This is a genomic window from Pseudoalteromonas sp. A601, assembly GCF_002165575.1.
In the GTDB taxonomy this organism is placed as follows: domain Bacteria; phylum Pseudomonadota; class Gammaproteobacteria; order Enterobacterales; family Alteromonadaceae; genus Pseudoalteromonas.
Map to the genome: position 1 here is coordinate 1 of NZ_MXQF01000017.1, position 20119 is coordinate 20119.

At 39.0% G+C, this 20119-nt stretch carries 13 protein-coding genes and 1 pseudogene; 4 read left to right on the plus strand and 10 right to left on the minus strand.

Annotation, left to right across the window (positions count from 1 at the left end; all coding sequences use genetic code 11):
• On the plus strand, positions 1-578 hold a 578-nt coding region (locus B5G52_RS14610), incomplete at its 5' end, for an IS66 family transposase (RefSeq protein WP_140394334.1).
• Between the two features lie 103 nt (positions 579-681).
• On the opposite strand, the gene B5G52_RS14615 is transcribed toward B5G52_RS14610, so the two are convergent.
• From B5G52_RS14615 to B5G52_RS21915, 3 genes and pseudogenes are all read right to left on the minus strand, one after another.
• Entirely contained in the window at positions 682-1572 is an 891-nt protein-coding gene (locus B5G52_RS14615; RefSeq protein ID WP_087533382.1) for a family 16 glycosylhydrolase, read from the minus strand.
• A 75-nt stretch (positions 1573-1647) separates the two neighbouring features.
• Entirely contained in the window at positions 1648-4089 is a 2442-nt protein-coding gene (locus tag B5G52_RS14620; protein ID WP_087533383.1) for a glycoside hydrolase family 42, read from the minus strand.
• A gap of 169 nt (positions 4090-4258) precedes the next feature.
• Positions 4259-4491, minus strand: a pseudogene (locus tag B5G52_RS21915) (IS1595 family transposase); the annotation flags it as partial.
• Between the two features lie 100 nt (positions 4492-4591).
• Here B5G52_RS21915 and B5G52_RS14625 point away from each other — a divergent pair.
• Entirely contained in the window at positions 4592-5041 is a 450-nt protein-coding gene (locus B5G52_RS14625) for an efflux RND transporter periplasmic adaptor subunit (protein WP_254911217.1), read from the plus strand.
• Between the two features lie 445 nt (positions 5042-5486).
• Here the strand turns inward: B5G52_RS14625 and B5G52_RS14630 are convergent, their stop codons facing one another.
• Together B5G52_RS14630 and B5G52_RS14635 are read right to left on the minus strand one after the other, a co-directional pair.
• The gene (locus B5G52_RS14630) at positions 5487-6155 is read right to left on the minus strand and encodes a peptidoglycan recognition family protein (protein ID WP_087533384.1); all 669 of its coding nucleotides are present in this window, start codon (positions 6153-6155) and stop codon (positions 5487-5489) included.
• Between the two features lie 26 nt (positions 6156-6181).
• Complete coding sequence (locus B5G52_RS14635; RefSeq protein WP_087533385.1) at positions 6182-8953, minus strand: TonB-dependent receptor; 2772 nt, start codon at positions 8951-8953, stop codon at positions 6182-6184.
• A gap of 480 nt (positions 8954-9433) precedes the next feature.
• On the opposite strand from B5G52_RS14635, the gene B5G52_RS14640 reads away from it, so the two are divergent.
• On the plus strand, positions 9434-10801 hold the full coding sequence (locus tag B5G52_RS14640; RefSeq protein ID WP_087533386.1) for an MFS transporter: 1368 nt from the start codon (positions 9434-9436) through the stop codon (positions 10799-10801).
• Between the two features lie 81 nt (positions 10802-10882).
• Here the strand turns inward: B5G52_RS14640 and B5G52_RS14645 are convergent, their stop codons facing one another.
• From B5G52_RS14645 to manD, 5 genes are all read right to left on the minus strand, one after another.
• Positions 10883-11437, minus strand: coding sequence for a DinB family protein (locus tag B5G52_RS14645; protein WP_087533387.1), 555 nt, complete (start codon positions 11435-11437; stop codon positions 10883-10885).
• A 103-nt stretch (positions 11438-11540) separates the two neighbouring features.
• Entirely contained in the window at positions 11541-12338 is a 798-nt protein-coding gene (locus B5G52_RS14650; protein ID WP_087533447.1) for a hypothetical protein, read from the minus strand.
• 142 nt (positions 12339-12480) lie between these two features.
• The gene (locus B5G52_RS14655) at positions 12481-14235 is read right to left on the minus strand and encodes a transporter (RefSeq protein WP_087533388.1); all 1755 of its coding nucleotides are present in this window, start codon (positions 14233-14235) and stop codon (positions 12481-12483) included.
• A 15-nt stretch (positions 14236-14250) separates the two neighbouring features.
• Entirely contained in the window at positions 14251-15402 is a 1152-nt protein-coding gene (locus B5G52_RS14660) for a Gfo/Idh/MocA family protein (protein ID WP_087533389.1), read from the minus strand.
• Between the two features lie 57 nt (positions 15403-15459).
• Positions 15460-16677, minus strand: a complete 1218-nt coding sequence (gene manD / locus B5G52_RS14665) for a D-mannonate dehydratase ManD (RefSeq protein ID WP_087533390.1) — start codon at positions 16675-16677, stop codon at positions 15460-15462.
• A gap of 398 nt (positions 16678-17075) precedes the next feature.
• Here manD and B5G52_RS14670 point away from each other — a divergent pair, with 398 nt between their 5' ends.
• Positions 17076-20048, plus strand: coding sequence for a TonB-dependent receptor (locus B5G52_RS14670; RefSeq protein WP_087533391.1), 2973 nt, complete (start codon positions 17076-17078; stop codon positions 20046-20048).
• Positions 20049-20119: the final 71 nt, after the last annotated feature.

Sequence of the window (20119 nt, forward strand, 5' to 3'; positions counted from 1 at the left end):
AGGCTTACGAGCAAACGAATGCAACACTGGTCGCGTGCTTAGCCCATATGCGCCGTAAATTCATCGAGGCTAAAGGCAATAATAAAAAAACAGGTAAAGCGGATGTTGCACTCAACCTGATAGGCAAGCTCTATGGTATTGAGCAAGCCATCAAAGATAAATCGCACGATGAAAAATTCAATATTAGGCAGAGAAAAGCCAAACCAATCGTTGATGAATTGTATCAATGGTTACTCAAGCATAAAGATAAAATGGCGCTAGGTGAAGCAATTACCTATGCGATAAATCAGTTTGAGAAATTTCGGCGTTACCTCGATGATGGCAGGCTCAGTATTGATAATAACCGTGCAGAGCGAGCCATAAAACCGTTCGTAATAGGGCGAAAAAACTGGTTATTCTCAAATACCTGCAATGGTGCACATGCCAGCGCTATACTTTATAGTCTTGTTGAAACCGCAAAGGCAAATGATCTTGTAGTGCATGACTACATATCGACGTGCTTGCAACATATTGCTGAGCAGCCAGATAACCTTGAGCCACTTCTGCCTTGGAACTTTAGCAAAGCTAGGTGTCGTTAGCTATACGCTTACTTCGAATTCATAAAAATGTAGATAACAAACACGTGTATTATCATCTAAATAAAAGGTATTAAATACTTTATTAGAATAGGCTGTAAGGCTTTTATTGTTTTAACCACGTTCTAACGTAATCAATTTCCATTGATGTTGGAAAACCTTGTGCGGAGCGATTATCTGAAGGGTAAAATTGATTGCATTTCCATTGTGTATGCGGTGCGCGTAAGCCCTGCGACAATGTTAAGTTCATCTCTCGGTGCCAGTACAAATTCTTTTTATAGCCAACCTGAACATTATCTACATACCATGTAATGTCATCTTTGGTTACATTAACCCCATAAGTATGAAAGTCTTCACTGGGATCAAATGGTAAGTGATAGCCATTATGGTTTCTTTCTGGCGAGCTACCAGGTCGCATCCACTTTGGTGCACCATCTTTTATAACAATATTATGTAGGTCGTGGTCCGACTTCTGAAGCGTCTGTTTTTGAGTTAACTCAACTACATCTATTTCACTATATTGCACATCGCCTTCATTCGTTAAAGTACGATCTATTTTGCTGTACATCCAAAATGCAGGTGACACTCCCGGAAATTTATCCGCACCTTTAATACGTGCCTCGTAATATCCGTAACTCCCTGTTGCCCTAGATTTAGCAACTCCCGAAGTGTAAAACAACCTATAATTAGTCACTTTTGTTTTATTGCAGCCATCCCAAAATGTTCTTAAATGCGTTTCTCGTTTAGTGGTTAGTTTTAATATGCCTTCAGAAACACTAGCATTTTCATTTTTCCAAGACCAAACACCATAGTTCTCTGTTTGAAAATTCCATTTTTCAGCATCTTTAATATCAAACTCATCTGAACGTTCTGTTTGTAAAACCCAATTTTCGCCTGGTTGCGCAATATGCGGCATCGGCTCAGCATTAACCCCTGCACTACCAAGTATTAAGCTCAACGATGTTGCTATTAGTTTAACCTTATTATTTGTTTTCATTTGTTATCCACAACTTAATGTATAGTGTTAATTAAAAAGCGAGCACATAGGTATGTACTCGCTAAAAAAAACTGTTTATTGAGCTGTAACTTCTACAAGCAAGACACCCTCAGAAGGAATGTCGAAGCTGGAGTTCATCTTATTGCTCGTCATTAAGTTTTTAACTTGAATAGATTTACCATTTTTAAGCGATAGCTCAACGGTTGCTGTTGTGTGGCCTAAATTTAAAATATTAACCAAGTAACTACCATTGTCTTGCTTAACAGTACGCCATGTTGTGGTTTTAAATGACTCACCGTTATCTACCTTTACAACAACATCAGGCATACTCCCCGAAACCTCTGCAAGTGCAGTTTGTTTAATAGCTTCAACGCCTGCGCCTTTCGGCATAACAATAAGCTTACCTTTACTGGCAACTAACTTAGCTTTACGCGGATGTCCATACTCATCTAAAGACAAGCTTTGTGCAGAGTCTAAAATAACGGTACCACCTTTATTTAAATAGTTCTGCAATGCCTTAAACTCATCATTAGTAACAAACTTATTACGATAAACAAGTATTGCGTCCCAATTACTATTATCTTGCTTTTCAATTATATTCTTAGTGGCAAAGCCAAGCGGAAAACCTTCAAAAAACAAATTTTCGTACAGCTCGTAACCTTTGCTCATGTAGTCATTGATATTAATAGCAGTCGTTTCAGAGTAAAATAAACGAAGTGGGCGGCGCTGCTCCCTAAGCTCTATAACTTCCTCAGAAAAGCTATTAAGATCAAACATTACCTGAGTAACTTCGTTAGTTACATGCGGTTGCATATTGTTAGAACCCGCAAATGCACCACCTAAACCCGGGTCAAAAAAGTCCAAGTCGCCTTCTAAACGATCCTCTGGCGAACCATCTGGGTCTCGCGCCCAAAACCACCCCATATTGGCATCCATACCTAGTAAAGTTGCAAGCCAATAAACACTACGTACATAACTCGTACGTGTATCTAAATCTCGCCACTGACCCGATGATAAAAAATGAGACTCTGAATTCACATTAATCTTATTAGGTGCAACTGATTCCATAAAATCATGAAACATAGCAACTATGCCCCAATTATAAGCGTATTTTTCAATCCACTTGGACGATTTACCAGGGCGAATGTTCTCGCTACCGAATGATTTTGCATCGTGCCCAACCATAGTTGTCAATTCAGCTAGAGCTTCGGTATCTATACCTCCAGAACGAGAATCTTCCATGAACATACGAGGCATAATTTTAATATGGGTATCGGCGTCTTCATTTACAGAATGCAGTTCGTTTTGAACATACGTAAACCAATCCGTACTCCTATCCATATTATAACGCGTCCAGTCGTACCAAATGGGCAAACCTTTTAATGCCGGATCGATAGGGATTTCTATTGCAACGCTTTTAAAGTTATCAAAATTAGTATCCCAATTTTCATTAAGCTTATTAATATCGCCTTGATATTTAGTACTCAACCAATTTCTAAATTTGTTTAATGTATACGAAGAAATACTCGTCATTTCTTGGAACTTTTGTGTCCAATGACCTTTTTCTGCGTACCAGTGTGGTTCATTAGCAAGTACGAAACCCACCTCAGTTACTTTTTTACCTTTGGTCAGTTCACCCGTTTTACGAATTATCTTACCCCATACTTCACGGGCTAAAGGGTTATCAATATCAAAACCTGTAAATAACGAACGCCCTTTTCTAACCTCTGGCTCTCGCTCTTCAACCCACTGTGGAATACCCATTAGCCAATAAACTAAAAAACCAATGTTGGTATCAGGAATACGGGTTAATTCTTTCATTAGCTCTTCATCAAAGCTGCCATCTTCACGTACTAGAAAGGAATTAATAGCGCGGTCATGGTCGACCGGATATAAATCTTCACCACCATGATAAAGCGCGCCTAAATGATCGTTATAAACATCTTTATTAGTAAGCGGCTGCCCTACCGTTTTTGAAAAATAGTCATATAAAAATATTGGTTTACCATTACTTACAAACATATTGTCTTTTGCTTTGGTATTTTGCCAATCAACTTTATTTACTGGACGACGTTTTATTTCACCGATCAGCTCTTTAGATAAATCGTTTATACCTTTATCTAAAATTTGAATTACTTTTTTACGTTCAAAATCAGGAAGATCTTTTGCTAACTTCTCTTTTGTGTCTTTGTAGTAACGTTCATAGCTAAACAACTTAACAACAGCGTCGTAATTGTTTTCATCCCAGTTAGCAAACTTTAAAAACTGTTCTGCAAACCATACAACACTTTCTTCACGTGTAACATCAATTTGCTGATGTTCAGCTTTTGCCATTAACTTCTTAAGTTTGTTAATTTTTAGTCGAGCTGTTTTCTCGTAGCTATTTAACGAAGAGCTACTACTAGATGTGCTAAGCGTTTCAGTTTTTTTTAACTCTACGACACTTTCTTGTTGTGAACAGGCCGATGTAAGTAAAAATAAAGGGGCTAGTGTGAAGCCTAATAGATGTTGTCTCATGTTATCTCTCGTCTCGAAAGGTTATTTATTAACAGTATTGATTCTGTTGTTAAGATTTATTCAAGATAACATACATCATATGTTTGCATTTGTAATTTCTTTTTTAACATCCCAACATCTTTTTTATAAAATACCTTTAGCTATACAAATATGCAGCCATGTAAAAGCTCATTGAATTGTGAATTTCATCACCTGAATATTCTTCATGTACGAAGTCTGTTAAACCACCGCTTCTATCTACTACGATCAATACGGGGATTTTATTGTCTACAGTTATTCTATCTCCCATGCCATCACGCTTTCTCGACTTAGGGTCATATATCGTTTGATTGCCTTTAAACTTTCCATGAAAAACGTTTCGTCAGCCTCAATGATACCAACAACTTTAAAAGGTTTGCGTTGATTAATTGTGTATTAAAATTTTTTTAACCCTAGCTTAACCTCATTAGTGCTACCTTTTATAAAGTTGTTCATATATTTACTTCTAAGATAAGGTTCTATTATGCTGCTACATTTATTAAGGTTGCCTATAGGCTTGCTTCTCTCTAGCTTTCTATTATTGGGATGTGGCGAACAAGCGATATCCGAGCGACCTTCCCAGGCTCCACTTCATATTGATGTTTTGAAATTAACTCCGACGACGTTACGCTTAACCACAGAATTGCCAGGGCGCATTGCCGCATTCAAACAAGCAGAAGTTAGGCCACAGGTGACGGGGATTCTTAAAAGTCGCTTATATAAAGAGGGTTCTCAAGTTGAAGCCGGTGATGTACTTTATCAAATTGATCCAACCACTTATCAATCTAACGTCAACAGCGCAGAGGCTCAATTAGCCAAAGCGTTGACGGCCGAAAATAATGCTAAAAAAGCGGCCGCTCGCTATCAGAATCTATCAGAGAAACAACTGAGCAGTCAGCAAGACTTTGATGATGCAGATGCACTTACAATTTGAATTTAGGACTCTAATTTAAAGCTAGTAAAAAAATAAGGAGAATACAAACTTTAGGATTTAGGATGGCTGTCTTCTTTATTCTATCACGCAGTATAAATCACCTTTAAAGCAACCCCTTGAGCGATTTACAGGAACTTGCTCTCATCGTTGTTACTTCTTAAAGGGAGTGTCATTCTTACAAAGTAACGCTTGTATTAAACCCCTGTGAAACGCTGAATTCTTCACCTTGAGGTGGTTTGGGTATATCCTTGTAAGCTGGTGCCATTATCTGCTTGAATGTGACTAGCGCTATCATTGATAGCAATAGACCTCTGGGAATATGTGGTTCAAGAGGCTACATATATAATTGCTCAAAAACGGCATCGAGCACCCAATCTCCCATAGATATAATAAGTTCAGCTAAAGCACTAAACTCCTAGGGGACACAGCACCTAGAGTGCATCATTTAATGCACTCTTTTGATATCTTTTAAATCTAATGAGCGTAATCCTGCTCTAATAGTATCCATAGATTTACTATCTGGATCCGTTTTATGGGTAAAGTAATCAGGATCTTTTTCTAACCAATACTTGGTTGCTTTAAATAAGCTGTATTCACTATGACCTAAAACATATTCGATTGGATATTTTCCATAAAGGTGTTTTATCAGCGAGATATTAGCTTGGATTTGCTTTTCCGTCAGTGGTAAGGTCGTTCCATTAGCTACATTCTCGATGCCTATAGCATAATAATTTAGTCCTATTGTATGTCGAGCCATCCAATTATCAGGCATTAATTGATAAATTGTCCCATCTCTATCAACTAGAAATTGGCTTGATACATTTACATCTCCGCCCGATTTAATTTTCTTGCGCCTAGAAGGCAAAGTTACCGGATCAAATGCATCAAAAGTTTGCTCCATTGTAGGTATAACAGTCCAGTGCACAACAACCATTGAGGGAGATATCGTTGGTTTACTTTGTTGAATACCATAATGCTTCTCTAAATATTCAAGAGTTAATGCTTGCCTCGTTTCATTAAAGTTAATCGGCTTTTTTATAATATTTATTTCCTCAGTAGAGAAAGCAACTGAATTGAATAAAAGTAAAAATAGCAAAAATTTTATTTTTAACATAATAGCTTCTAATAAATTGAAATAAGTTAAAAGGAGTGACTAAACCCTAAATATGATACACGACCACGAACATCATGTGTGGTTGCATCATAGCCTGGTCTAACACCGTCACCTAAGCTAGATGGCGCCCTATCAAATAAATTATTAAAGCCGACTTCTAATTTTGAATCACCATAATTAGATGAAAAAGAATATGAATACTTCAAGTCAACGCTGGTATGTGATGCAATATCATCGTTTTCTTCTGGTGTTAAATCATTATCATAACTACTGATATAACGTAAAGAAGTCGTTAGACTGTGAGCACTATACGACCAAGTTGCTCGGGTATTTGCTTTTAATTCTGGCATTGCTTTAAATGCATTAGAGCTATTATAACTCCCTGCACCATCGATAGTCGGGCCACCATCTAAGGCTGTAATATCAAATGCAGCAACATAAGTACTATCAAAGCCAACCGAAATATTGCCAAGCTTAGTTACATCAAAATCATAATACGCACTGAAGTCTAACCCACTTGTCTTGATTGAACCGGTGTTAATATAATTTAAAGTAATTTCACGCAACTGCCCTTCAGGGCTTCGTGTAATTCTAGTATCGGCTTTAGGAGTCCCCCCATCTGAAACACCTTGACACTGATTGTTAACTATACCGGTAGGACTTGAATCTTGGGCGATAAGGTCATCATAATCGAATGACCATAAATCCGCTTTAATCATTAAGTTATCGGTTGCTTGATAAACCAATCCTAAATTCCAATTCTCAGCTTTACTCGGCTCTAAGTCATTACTTCCTTTCGTTGTTAAAAATACATAATTACTCACACCACTATCACTACAAACAGCCTGCCCGTTCACCATTGAGACGGGATCATCTATATATGTCCCGCCAGAGGTGATGCCTGTTTGTAAATTTGTCGGTGCTTGAAACGATGTCCCATATGAGCTTCTAAGCATTAGATCAGGTGATATATCCCATTTAATTGCCACCTTAGGGTCAACAGTAGAACCTACTGTGTCATAATCTTCATAGCGTATTGCTGTTTGTAATTCAATGTCTTCACTTAATGGAATAAACAATTCAGCGAACAAAGAATACACATTTGTATCACCTTTGATTGAAGAGGATGGCGTAGAACCAAACCCAAGCCCTTTTGAAGATAAATCATTTGGCTCATATTCATATTTTTCATAACGATATTGACTACCAAAGGCAACTCCAACAGTGCCTGAATCAAGCTCGAATAAGTCGCCACTTACAACGGCTTCAGCGACTTGCTGCTCACTGTATGTTTCATCTGTGAAATTATGGATAATTGAAGAAAGTTCTTCTTGGCTATTACCTGCAATAGAAACACCATCTTTTGGTGAAACTAACGTTGGATTAGCTATCGCTGTGCCAAATGGGTTAAAGGTTCCATTTAATAATGCATCATTAAATGTAGTGCTGGATATGCCTAACCTCGTCGTTTCAGTTCTTTCACCAATAGCATAAACATATGAGGCACTCAGTGCCCAGTTATCATTAAGATCTGCTTCTATTCCAGTTGCTACACGATGATAATTAAATTCAATGTCTAAATGGTTATTTATACCGCTAGAAGAATCACCATTTGTATATAAACCGAAAGGCCTTGCTTTACCAACTACATCAACAGCTTGGTGCTGACTATTATCCCAATTCTGTGGTTTAATATACTGTAAACCATCATTCGCACTGTTCTCAACAAAAAAATTAAATGGGTGTTCAGCAGGAATATACATACTGCCGCCATTAACTAAACCATTAGAATAAAAGGGAGAACCTAAAATTGCCTGTACATTATTTCGTGAAAAACTAACTTCAGCGAAAGCAGTTAGAGAATCTGTAAGCTCATATTCAAACTCGGTGAAAACTTGATAACGATTCTCTTTAGGAAGCACGGCCAGTTGGTCTTGGAAGTTCGTTCTACATACTCCTGAAAGTAATACTCCGCCAGCAGCTTCACAATTAGGATCTGGGTAGCTGCTACCTAGTGAATTAATGACACCATTACTGTCAGTATCTGCTAATGTATAAGTGCCAGGAGAGCCTGTTGATGATAAAAACTTTGAGCTATAAATATCACCGTCCCCTCCAGCTCTTTCATTAATAAAATCAAAATCCGAACGATAGTTAATACTCTGGCCGGTATAAGTTGCATACAGAGTCAATGAACCTTTATCACCCACGACACCTGTTACTAAGTTAATGTCAAAAGCTTCATTTGATGAATCTTGATATCTACCTGATAATTCAAGTCCTTCAAAACCTTTTCTAGTAATAATATTTGCAACACCAGCAACAGCTTGAGAGCCATATGTTGATGAAGCACCATCAGTTAAAAAATCTATTCTTTCAATCATTGCTAAAGGTAACTGATTAATATCGAAGAATTGATTGCCTAGATTTGTGGCAACAGGAGCATTACCAGCTCTGCGACCATTAATGAGTGTTAGCGTTGAGCCTGGTCCCAACCCTCTTAGGTTGAATTGTGATGTACCTGCTAGTTTTGCAGCTTCATTTGTAAAGCGTGAGCCAGAGTTAATCGTCAGGTTATTAGCAACATCCACTAAATTCTGAGCACCAACCTCTTCGATTAATTCACGATCAAAGGTCGTGATTGGCATATTACCCTCTAAATCAGAACGCTTAATCAATGAACCTGTAACAGCTATGCGTTCTATTTTTTTTTCTTCAGCCAGCACATCCTGTGGATATGACAGAGCAGCAGATACAGCTATTGTGATAGCCAATGGCTTTGTAATAAAATTACCCATGAAACCTCCTATTGTTGAGAATAAATATTTCCACAAATAAATATTTATATCAATAAAAAATTAACAATATCGAACAAAAAATAACACACACCACTTAAAACAATTAAATACCAACCAGTTGCAAAGCCGCGATCACAGAAGAAAACAACAAAAAATTGAGAATAATTAATTCAATTAACACACCATCAATTAAGTATATGTTAGTAAGTTAAAGAGGGAGGGTATTATGTGCTCACCACCCAAAAAGATACATCTCCATTTTGGGGCATAAGTGAGTGACACATATAGGCCTCTTAAGTTAGCTCGTAAAAATGTTCTCAACTATGTGTTAATATACTAACCGTTAATTGATATACAGCTTGGAACACAAGACCCCGAATTAGGAATGAATTATTACTTCTTTGTAACCGTCTTATAAGTTTGTGGAGGCAAGCGTCATCTCGTATTATTTTTAAGCCCAGAGTATAAAAGGATACCTTCTTGTTTAAACTTCCCCCGACGACTATTGCACTTATCATCATTTGCTTCGGATCCATTATTGGTCCACTTGGAATGGCAGGCGTTAACATCGCGATACCCAATCTTGCTGAAGATTTAGACGCAAGCGCAAAAATGATCGCTTGGATGCCTACATTGTATTTACTCAGTAGTGTCATATTTATGCTCCCGTGCGGAAAAATTGCAGATAACTATGGCCGTAAACGCGTTTATGCTTTTGGTTTAGGCTTAAATGCACTCGCCTCGTTTATGTGTGCGATAGCAAACTCTATTGAGTGGGTCCTTTTTTGGCGCTTTATTCAAGGTGCGGCTGGGGCCATGATTTTTGGTATTGGGGTTGCTATCATTACTTCGGTCACGCCAAGTAACAAACGAGGTATGGCGCTCGGCACTTCTGCGGCGTGTGTATACATAGGACTCAGTGGAGCGCCTGCAGTAGGAGGTTGGCTGACAGAGCTATGGGGATGGCGCGCTGTGTTTTACTCGCAAATTCCGTTGGTACTTATGCTGCTCATTGCTATTAAGTTGTTTTTACATGGAGAATGGAAAAATGATACCAAAACCCCCTTTGACTGGTGGGGTACCGTCATTTTCTCGCTTTTTGCACTGTGTTTAGTATTAGGGCTGAGTGACTTACCGAGTACAGCGGGCTGGTTATTAACCGTGCTTTCAATCATCTGTTTAATGTTATTTATTGTCCATCAAAGTAGAAGTCGACGCCCTTTAATTAGAGTACAAATGTTTTTAGAAAGCCGAGTGTTCAGCCTATCACTGTCGACTTCATTTCTAATGTATGCCAGTAACTTTTCACTGGCCTTTTTATTAAGCTTATACCTGCAATATATTAAAGGGTTGAGCCCTGCACAAGCTGGGCAAATAGTATTACTTCAAGCAGTTTCAATGGCTATAATGGCGCCTCTAGCCGGTAAACTTGCCGATAAAATACAGCCTCGCTTACTTGCCACATTTGGCTGTATGATTGCCATGATTAGCTTTTTTATGCTGTCCCAACTATCGGTTAGTTCAAGCATAACTTACATTAGCGGCTCACTACTATTATTAGGGATTGGGTTTGGCTTATTTTCAACCCCAAACAATAACGCCATTATGGGGGCTGTCGATAAAAGTGAGCTAGGCGTCGCATCTTCCTCAATGAACTTATCTCGTACAATTGGTAATTTATTTGGCATGAGCTTAATCAACTTGATTGTTCATTATTACCTTGGTGACAGCACCTTTTCAGCACAAAATAGCCACGCATTAATGAGTACCATTTCATTGGCGTTTAAAATATCTTTCGGATTTGTAATTTTAGCAAGCTGTATTTCTGCGTTGCGTGGCCGAGCTTAATTTATTGAAGAGTATGGGGGTGTTCAAAAACTAAATAAAATATCTGCTAACAATAAACCTATCTCCAGCGGCTGATCCAACCTACGATGGGAATATTTTTTTTCGTTCAGGGATCTCCATTAAAAAATCTGTACTACCCACATCAAGACCTTTTTGACTTAGCAAGGTTGATAATTGTCCGCGATGATGAGTCTGATGGTTAAAAAAATGACAAACTAACTCTCCAAAATTACGATTGCTCTTAGTGCCTTGGGTGTTGATATACGCTAATTTTTTAGCAAAGTCGTTCTCATCAGCTTCGCTTTTAAGCCAATGCAAAAGTAATAGATCGACTTTATCCCGTGCTATTTTGAACGAACTAAAATCAGAAAATAATATGTCAGCGAGTCCATTTGGTTTTGGTAATTCAAGTATATTTTTTAAAGTTTGATACTTACTTGAATGAGCCGAAAACCGTGATAACCAAATGATATCGCCGATTAATATATGATTAAGCGTTCCGATTATAGAGCTAAAAAATGCACCCAAGTCTTCGTTTATTTCTTCATCTGATAATGTAGCAATAACGTCTGTAAATTGCGTGTTCATGCGATGGTTATAACTAGCCATTAAAGTAAAATGCTTTAATAATTCCATACGTACGCGGAGCCCTTAGCCTTTTGTTTAGATCTAGTTAAATGCTTAAAACCACACTATGCAAGTTTTGATGTGGTCAAAAGCATTCCTACTTATAAAAACTTTATTCTAAAAGCTGTGTTATTGTTGTTTGCACAGTGTCATATTCTGATGACTCAACAAAGCCAATTGAAAACCGTTGCGCTGTAGTAAGGTATTTATTTTTATTACTTCGGCCAAAACCAAATACTGTCATATCAGGCCTACTTACGTAATTATCCGGATTTTCGTCATCTTCATGATGTAATAAGTACAGCATACGCGGGCTATTCACATCACCAAACGCTATCCATTCAGGTGAAGGTAAGTCACCTAAGAATGGTTCATCAATTAAATGAGTTTTAGTGTCTGCAGATGAATACCAAAAATCTGTTCTATCCATTTCGCCATAAGGTACACCTTCATATTGCACCCAATAGCTATATCCTTCACTGACTTTACTCATGGTAAAATCTAACCGGCGTGGGTAAAAATCCCATTGCCCTTGCCATTGTTTGTTTTCAGACGTAAAGGTAATACGCACGTGTTGTTCAGATTCAATATCTACCACAGATGTAGATAGCTCTGTGCCAGCATTGAGTGCATGGAAATAGTTACCGTCTTGTTTATGAATCGCATTAGGAAATCCGCGATACTCTCCTTTATGCCCTGAGCCTTTTTCATTATGAAAACCAAGCCAATCAACCCCCTCTTTATCGACAAGACTTGATAACCCCCCTCCTTTCTTTTCAAGATAATAAGTCGCGTTAGTTGTGTTAATTATGTAGCTAGAAACGCCCCCTGCGGATTCATCAATACCATGAGTAAGTTGCACATACTCATTAACAGTACTTTTTTGGGTATCAGTCGTGCAGCCAAATATAAAAAATAAAGTACTTAGCGATAAAACCGAATAACTTAATTTTGTTAGTTTCACAGGTATCTCCTTCTAAATTTATTACGAACGTGTATTGCAGGATACGGCGTTACGCTTGCTGTTTGTAACGCCGAAAATCATTAAAACGCTATGCTAATGCGTGTGTTGGCTTTGCACTTTTTTTCAACAACACACCGGTAAGAAAAATGATCAACGCACAACAAACAAAAATTAAGCGCCCCCACCATGGGTTAGGTATTAATGCCATAAAGACAATCCCGGTGCCCATATACATCACCATAGAGCCAAGTTTGTTACGTTGCTGGCGGTCGTAATCATCTTGTTCACCATCAGCTATTACAGGAGTCTCAAGGTCTTTAAAGAACTCATCTGTCTGCTCTTTATATCGGTCGTTTTCCTCTTTATAAAACAATGATGTTAAACAGAAGAACCCAGCAGTGATCACTAAATGTGCGCCGATGGTTAATATCAAGTTCATATCGGTTGCTTCTCTTGGCGTAAATTCAGCAATACCAATAAAACGCGCAAAAACATCAGGCGTTAATATATTCATCACAAACCATGAAACAAATAAGCCAAGTGCAACTGTAACCCAAGGAGCCCATGAGGGTGTTTTCTTAATAAATAAACCAAAAATCAACGGTATTAAGATGGGTACTTGGATCATCACAGAGAACGACATCATTAAATCAAACAAACTAAGCTCTTTTAAGGACTTGAAAAACAACGCCATCACAATAACTAGTAAGCCACTGATAAAGCTTAACATTTTACCCATTTTTAAAAGGTGTTCATCTGTTACTGCTTTGTTGCGCTTTGCTAAAATGGGTTGATAAATACTGCGAATAAAAATACCTGAGTTTTTATTTAATGCTGAATCCATTGATGACATAGACGCTGCAAATAACGCAGCTAACAATAACCCTACAGTCCCTATCGGCATCGCATTTCGTGCAAACACTAAATACACAGCATCGGCGGCTTTATTACCAAGCTCAGCATACGCAACCGCTGCATCTGGGTATAAAATTGCAGATGCCCAAGGTGGGATAAACCAAATAATACTCCCAATGCCCATCAGTACCATGGCTAATAAGGACGCTTTACGTGCATTGTCTGTGTCTTTTGCATTTAAAAAACGAAATGAATCATTTAAGTTCATTATGGTGATCATTTGCTTGGCGAGGAAAAATACAAAAGTGCCCACCAACAATAAGCCATAATTCATATCAGGGCCCATTACAAATCCTGATGGGAAGTTATCGACTAACTCGACCGGGCCACCTACCATAACTAGTGCCACTATCGCGCACGCGATAGACACTACTGCAACCACCAGCGTTTGCACAAAATCAGAGGCAACAACACCCCACGCCCCCGACAACACCGAAATAAACAACACAGCTAAACCGGTAACAATAATAGTGACGTTTATATCCGCCTCAAATACTGCACTGGTAAAAACGCCTAGCGCATTTAACCAAATACCGGCATTTAAAAAGCTAAAAACGATCAAGGCACACGAGAAAAACAATTCATTTTGGCTACCAAAGCGCCGCTTGATACCCTCGGTTGGAGTATCTACACGCATTTGACGAAAACGGTGCGCAAAATACGCCCAGCCACAAAAGTAAGCGAAAGTATTAGCAAAAAACACTAAGCTCACGGCAAATCCATCTGTAAATGCTTTGCCCGCTGCTCCCGTAAAGGTCCAAGCAGAAAACTGCGCCATAAAAGCGGTAGATCCAACCATCCACCACAGCATCCGCCCGCCACCACGAAAGTAGTCACTGGTTGATTTTGCTGCCATTTTTTTAAAGGTAAAGCCAATACCAATAACTAACAGAAAATAACCTACTATCACTGCGTAATCATAGAACATGTTATCGTCCTTTTATTAAAGTTTACTAACGTCTACCCAGTAATCATTTTTACGAATTAGGTCTATGAGTTGCTGATATTGACTGCCTTCTTTAAAAGTCTGATAAGGCTGTACCTCTTTGCCTTCAATATCACTGACCATTTCACGAATAAGATAACGCCAGTTTCTTTCGGTATCGCCTTCTACATCAGGTATATTTGCAGCTATGTCACTTGGTAATGGTTGCTCTAGCCACGCTTTAGCATCCCCCCCATTACTTTCACCATATAAATAGAGTGGCCCTGCGCCGTAATGACCTTTAATATAAATGGCGCCTTTACTGCCATAAAATACAATATGATCTTCATTAAAACGTGGGTGTAAGCCGCCATGTTTAAACATGACCGATACAGGCTTTTTCGCAAATTCGCTTTCAAGTTGTGCAAGCACGTTATAAGACCATTCAACATTCGATTTCCCCCACTTTAATGAAGGGTCATTGATGTCCTTAGGAATAAAGTCACGGCGTGTTTTAAAATTATGTACCCCTTCAACAATCGGTGCTCGTCCTAAATCGTCACGTACCTCTCCCATAATGGATAATATTTTTTCACCGACCACAGAGGTCACTATCGACATCATATGAGTAAAGTTATTGTTTAAGCGCCCGCCCCCCTCTTCTTGGCGATGTGACCAACCAAATGGAATATCACGCTCTAGGTTAAAGTGAGAAATACACTCGACTTCGAGAGGTTCACCAATAGCTCCCGCTGCTACTAAACGTTTAGCATGTAAAATTTCTGGCATGTATCTAAAGCTCGATGCAAAAGCGGTTTTAACACCTTTTGCTACTGCTAAATCGTACAACTCTTTTGAGGTAGAGCCATCGGCTGTTAATGGCTTATCTGAAAATACATGGCAACCAAAAGCAATGGCTTGTTTGATAGGCTCAACATGAGCGCCGCCTGGTGTGGCGATAGATACCACATCCGGTTTACACTCTTCTAGTGCTTGTTGCCAATGAGTGCCCGCGTACGCAATTCCCATATCTTTGGCAACTTGGTTAACAACACTTTCGGTTCTTCCTACTATGCCAACAACTTCAGCACCTGCGTATCTAAATGCTTCTGCGTGGCCTTGTCCTGCAAAACCTGTTCCGTGAACTAATACTCTGACTTTATTACTCATTTTGTCACCTGTGATTCTTTTAAATTATCTATTATTTTTATAGCTACTAAATTGTGTTTACCAGTTCCACACTGTTCCGTCTTCTAATCGGCTTACTGGTAAATACGAGCGTTTATACGGATATTCAGCTGCGGCCTCTTCATCAAACTCAATGCCTAAACCAGGGGCTTCACTCATTATTCCCATGCCATTTTCAACGGTGAAATTGTGTTTAAAAATACGGTTTAACCCTTCGTTACCAAAACCAACAAACTCCTGAATACCAAAGTTAGGTGCCCAAATGTTTAAATGCATATGAGCTGCAAAACACACTGGGGATAGATCTGGTGCACCATGTGGCGCAGTTTTAACATTGTAAATACTGGCAAAGTCGGTAATTCTTCTAAGTGCTGTAATTCCACCAGCATGCGTTGCTGCTACACGAATATAATCAATTAATTGATTTTGAATCAGGTCTTTACAGTCCCAAATGGTGTTATAAGTTTCACCAATCGCTAAGGCCGAGGTGGTATGGTTACGAATAACCTTGTAACTATCTTGGTTTTCTGCGATGGCTGCATCTTCAAGGAATAGTAAGTTGTAAGGTTCTAGTAACTTACCTAACTTAGCAGCTTCAATTGGGGTAAGGCGGCTGTGAACATCATGAGTAAAATGCACTTCATAACCAAAGCGCTCTCGGGCTTGTTTAAATAACTCAACAATTGAATTAAAATACTTGGCAGTTGACCATTCTTCTTCAGGTGGTAGCGGGCGGTTACCTTGTAATTCAAAATAATCTTTTTTATCGCCAAGCACACCATAGGTCACTTTTAGCCCTGGAATAGCTGATTGCAAACGAATAGCCTTAAAACCGTTATCAATATGCTCTTGGGCTTTATTTAAGGTATCGTCAATATTTTCGCCATTTGCATGCGCATAAAACGTGACACCTTTGCGACTTCTCCCACCTAACAATTGGTAGACAGGCAAGTTAGCTACTTTGCCTTTAATATCCCACAATGCCATATCGATGGCAGCAATTGCAGCCATCGTGATTGGCCCTTTGCGCCAGTAAACACCTTTGTATAGATATTGCCAAATATCTTCAATTTCTTGTGGGTCGCGACCAATCAAGCAAGGCACAAGATGCTCTTCTAAATAAGCAACCACCGCCATTTCACGGCCATTTACCGTTGCATCGCCTAACCCATAAGTCCCTTCATCTGTCGTTATTTTAACTGTTACAAAGTTTCTTCCTGGGCTGCATACAAATACTTTTATGTCTTTAATTTCCATTGGTTTTCCTTATTTAGATTACCAAACCTAAAATTTACTAAACCGATTTAGTTGGAAATTATAGTACTGATGCAAAATTACTAAGTCAACAACATTTCCTAAATCAAATCTCCTCCGTTTAAGATCCTTCTTCGCTAATAAATAAGATAAACGAGGAAATATCAGAAGTTTAATTAATGAACAATAATAAAATTTATAAATAAGCTAGCATCTTAAAACTAACCGTTAACACATTTATTACAATCGCTCAAATATAACCCTATTGACATCTGGTTATTATGTGTTAGGTTTTTAATAAATCGATTTAGTAAATCGGTTTTATTTTTGGTTAGTTACATTTTTTAAGCGATTTGTTTACACGAACAATAACGACAACACACATAGTTAAAGGGTTAATCATGAACATAAAATTAAATAAAATAAGCTCTGCACTGCAAAATCGTCGGTCATATTTACCTTTGTATAGTGCCGCGTTAGCCGCATTTTTAGCTGCACCAAACATTCATGCTCAGGAAGTTCAAGCTGATGATGACCTTGAAGTTATCCAAGTAAGCGGTATACGCAGTGCGCTGACAAGCGCACTTTTAGAAAAGCGTGATTCAAATAATTTAGTCGAAATTATCGAGGCCGAAGATATTGGTAAATTGCCTGATCAAAATCTTGCGGAGGTTTTAGAAAATGTAACTGGTGTGCAAATTACACGCACTGCGGGTGTTGGCACAGGTGTACAAATCCGTGGTACTAACGCTAACCGCACTGAAATAAATGGCGTATCAACTGTTGGCTCTGGAGCGGGTCGTAGTGGAATTAATTTTGAGGATGTATCAGCTTCCATTATTGCCGGTGTCGAAGTTACAAAATCGCCAGATGCAAAAACCATTGAAGGCTCTGTAGGCGGTACTATTAACTTGCGTACAATTCGCCCACTTCAATTAAGTGAACCTCTCGCATCAGTTAGAGTACAAGGTGAATCTAGTAGCCTGTCAACCGATGGTATAAAACCTCGTCTTTCTGGCACATATGGTGATAATTGGTTTACTGAACATGGTGAGTTTGGCGTTGTAATTAGTGCAAGTTATGCTGAAAAAGATGTAACCGCTTTTCGTCCGCGTGTTGACCGTGATAACGTGATTACTTCAGATGGTGGTACTGCAAACGCTCAAGATTTTGATTTTTTAGGTATTCAGTTTCTAAACCAAGATTACGATAATCACGAGTATGAGACTAAGAATATATCAGGCTCATTTGAATGGGCTCCAAATTCTGACTCAAAACTTTATTTTGACGCCACTATAAATGATCAACAACGCTATGCTGAAGGTGTAGCAATACAAGCATCCGGTGTCAGTGATGTTATTGGTGTAGGTGTTCCAACAGCATTTGAAACAGTTAATTTTGGCACCTTGAATGGCCAAAACCTAGGTAGTATTCAAGCGGCTACTCAAGGGGTTATTCCTGTTGAAGATGGTGGTGGCGATCCAAACTTACGTGTTAATGCTGATACCAGCTCTCGGGTAACAAAAAGCGAAATATTTAGACTTGGTGGAGAGTGGCAAGGTGACAACCTTAAAGTAGTTGTTGAAGCATCAACATCAACGTCTGATTCATCAAACCCAAGCATCAACACCAGACTTAACTTTATAAACCCAAATGCTGCACTTAATTCATCTAATGAAAATGGCACACCATTTATTTATGACTTAACTGGAGGTTCACTCGCATTTGGTGTTGCATTCGATGAGGCGAACTCCCCAACAGTCGCAGATATGATGAACCCAGCAAATTATATGCTGCGTGATGTACAATCCGCTCGCGATAAAACAGAAAACACTGAAGACGCTTTTCGTGTTGATCTAACTTACGGTTTAGATTGGTCAATATTTACTAGTATAGATTTCGGATTACGCCACAGTAAAGCAACGAGTATGACAGATCAAATCCGCTCTAATGTGGGTTTAAGAACAGCAGCAGATAGCCCGCGAGGTGACTTATTTGCTGAACTGCTAATTGCGGGTCCAGATAACTTTGGCGATGCTGATGGTAGAGAGTTATTTGTAAGTGATTTTCTCATGGTAAACCCTGAGATGGTTTCAGCCGATCAAGATAATGTGTTACGTATTTTAAACGATGCAGTAACCGCCCATGGCGGATCAACACCTATTACAGCGCCAACGTCTGAAGTAAGTGCATTTTTTGATATTGAAGAAACGACAAACGCACTTTACGCCCAAGCAAACTTTTCAACCGATTATATACGCGGTAACGTGGGTGTGCGATATTTAGAAACAGAAGTAACCTCTACTGGTAATTCTGTTACTACCGATACGGATGGCAACCCCACAGTATCAAAGGTCACAAACGTAGGTGATTACAGCTTTTTCTTACCGCGCATTAACCTTGTTGGCGATGTAACAGAGGACTTAGTTCTTCGTGCTGGTTGGGGGAAAGATATACGCCGCCCTGACTTTAATGATCTTTCAACTTCGGTAACGTATAGCACTAGCCCTAACCCACCGGTTTCAGTTGGTAACCCTAACTTAGAACCCGAAGAGGTGACTTCATTTGATCTTTCAGCCGAATGGTATTTCGCACAAGCCAGTGTATTTAGTATTGGCTATTTTCATAAAACACGTAACAACCTATTTGCTAATCAACAAGTCGACCCATATGAAGACCCAGAAACAGGGTACCGTGATACAACAGGCCCTGATTGCGAACAAGGGGGGATTTGGAACCCTATTGCTGATATTAATGTATTTGGCCCTGTGGGCGTGGGTGTTTGTGTACCTTGGTCAACAACGATCAATGACACTGGCGAAACCACTCAAGAAGGTGTTGAAATGGCGGTTCAGTATGACTTATCTAGCTTTGAAAGTGAGTTAGGTTGGGCATCAGGTTTTGGTGTTTTAGCAAACTATACGTATCAAAAGTTTGATGGCGGTGAAGCATTAGATTATGCCGCAAGTCGTCCAAATGAGGTATTTGCAGCAACAACGGGGATTGACGGAATTGAAGTCTCAGCGCTGCATGGGCTCCCAGATTTATCTGAAACCGCCTATAACTTCACCTTGTATTACGAAAAATTTGGCCTAAGTGCAAGAATGCGTTACACCTGGCGTGAAGCATATCGTTCTGAAGATTTCGGCAGTACAACTACATACCCATGGGGCTTCATGGTTGTACAAGAAGACAGAGGGCAACTTAATGCCAGCATTAGTTATGATGTAACAGAGCAGCTAAACATTGGCATCGAAGGGGTTAATTTAACCGAGTCCGAAGTGGCTCAATCTTGTGTCAATGGCGGAGCATTACTTTGTTTCCAAGGTCTTACTGATCGCCGCATTACTTTTGGTGCAAGTTACCGCTGGTAAACTTAACACTTCTAGATGATATAAATAGCGGCCATATATGAATATGGTCCATTTTTTAACTTCAAAACATA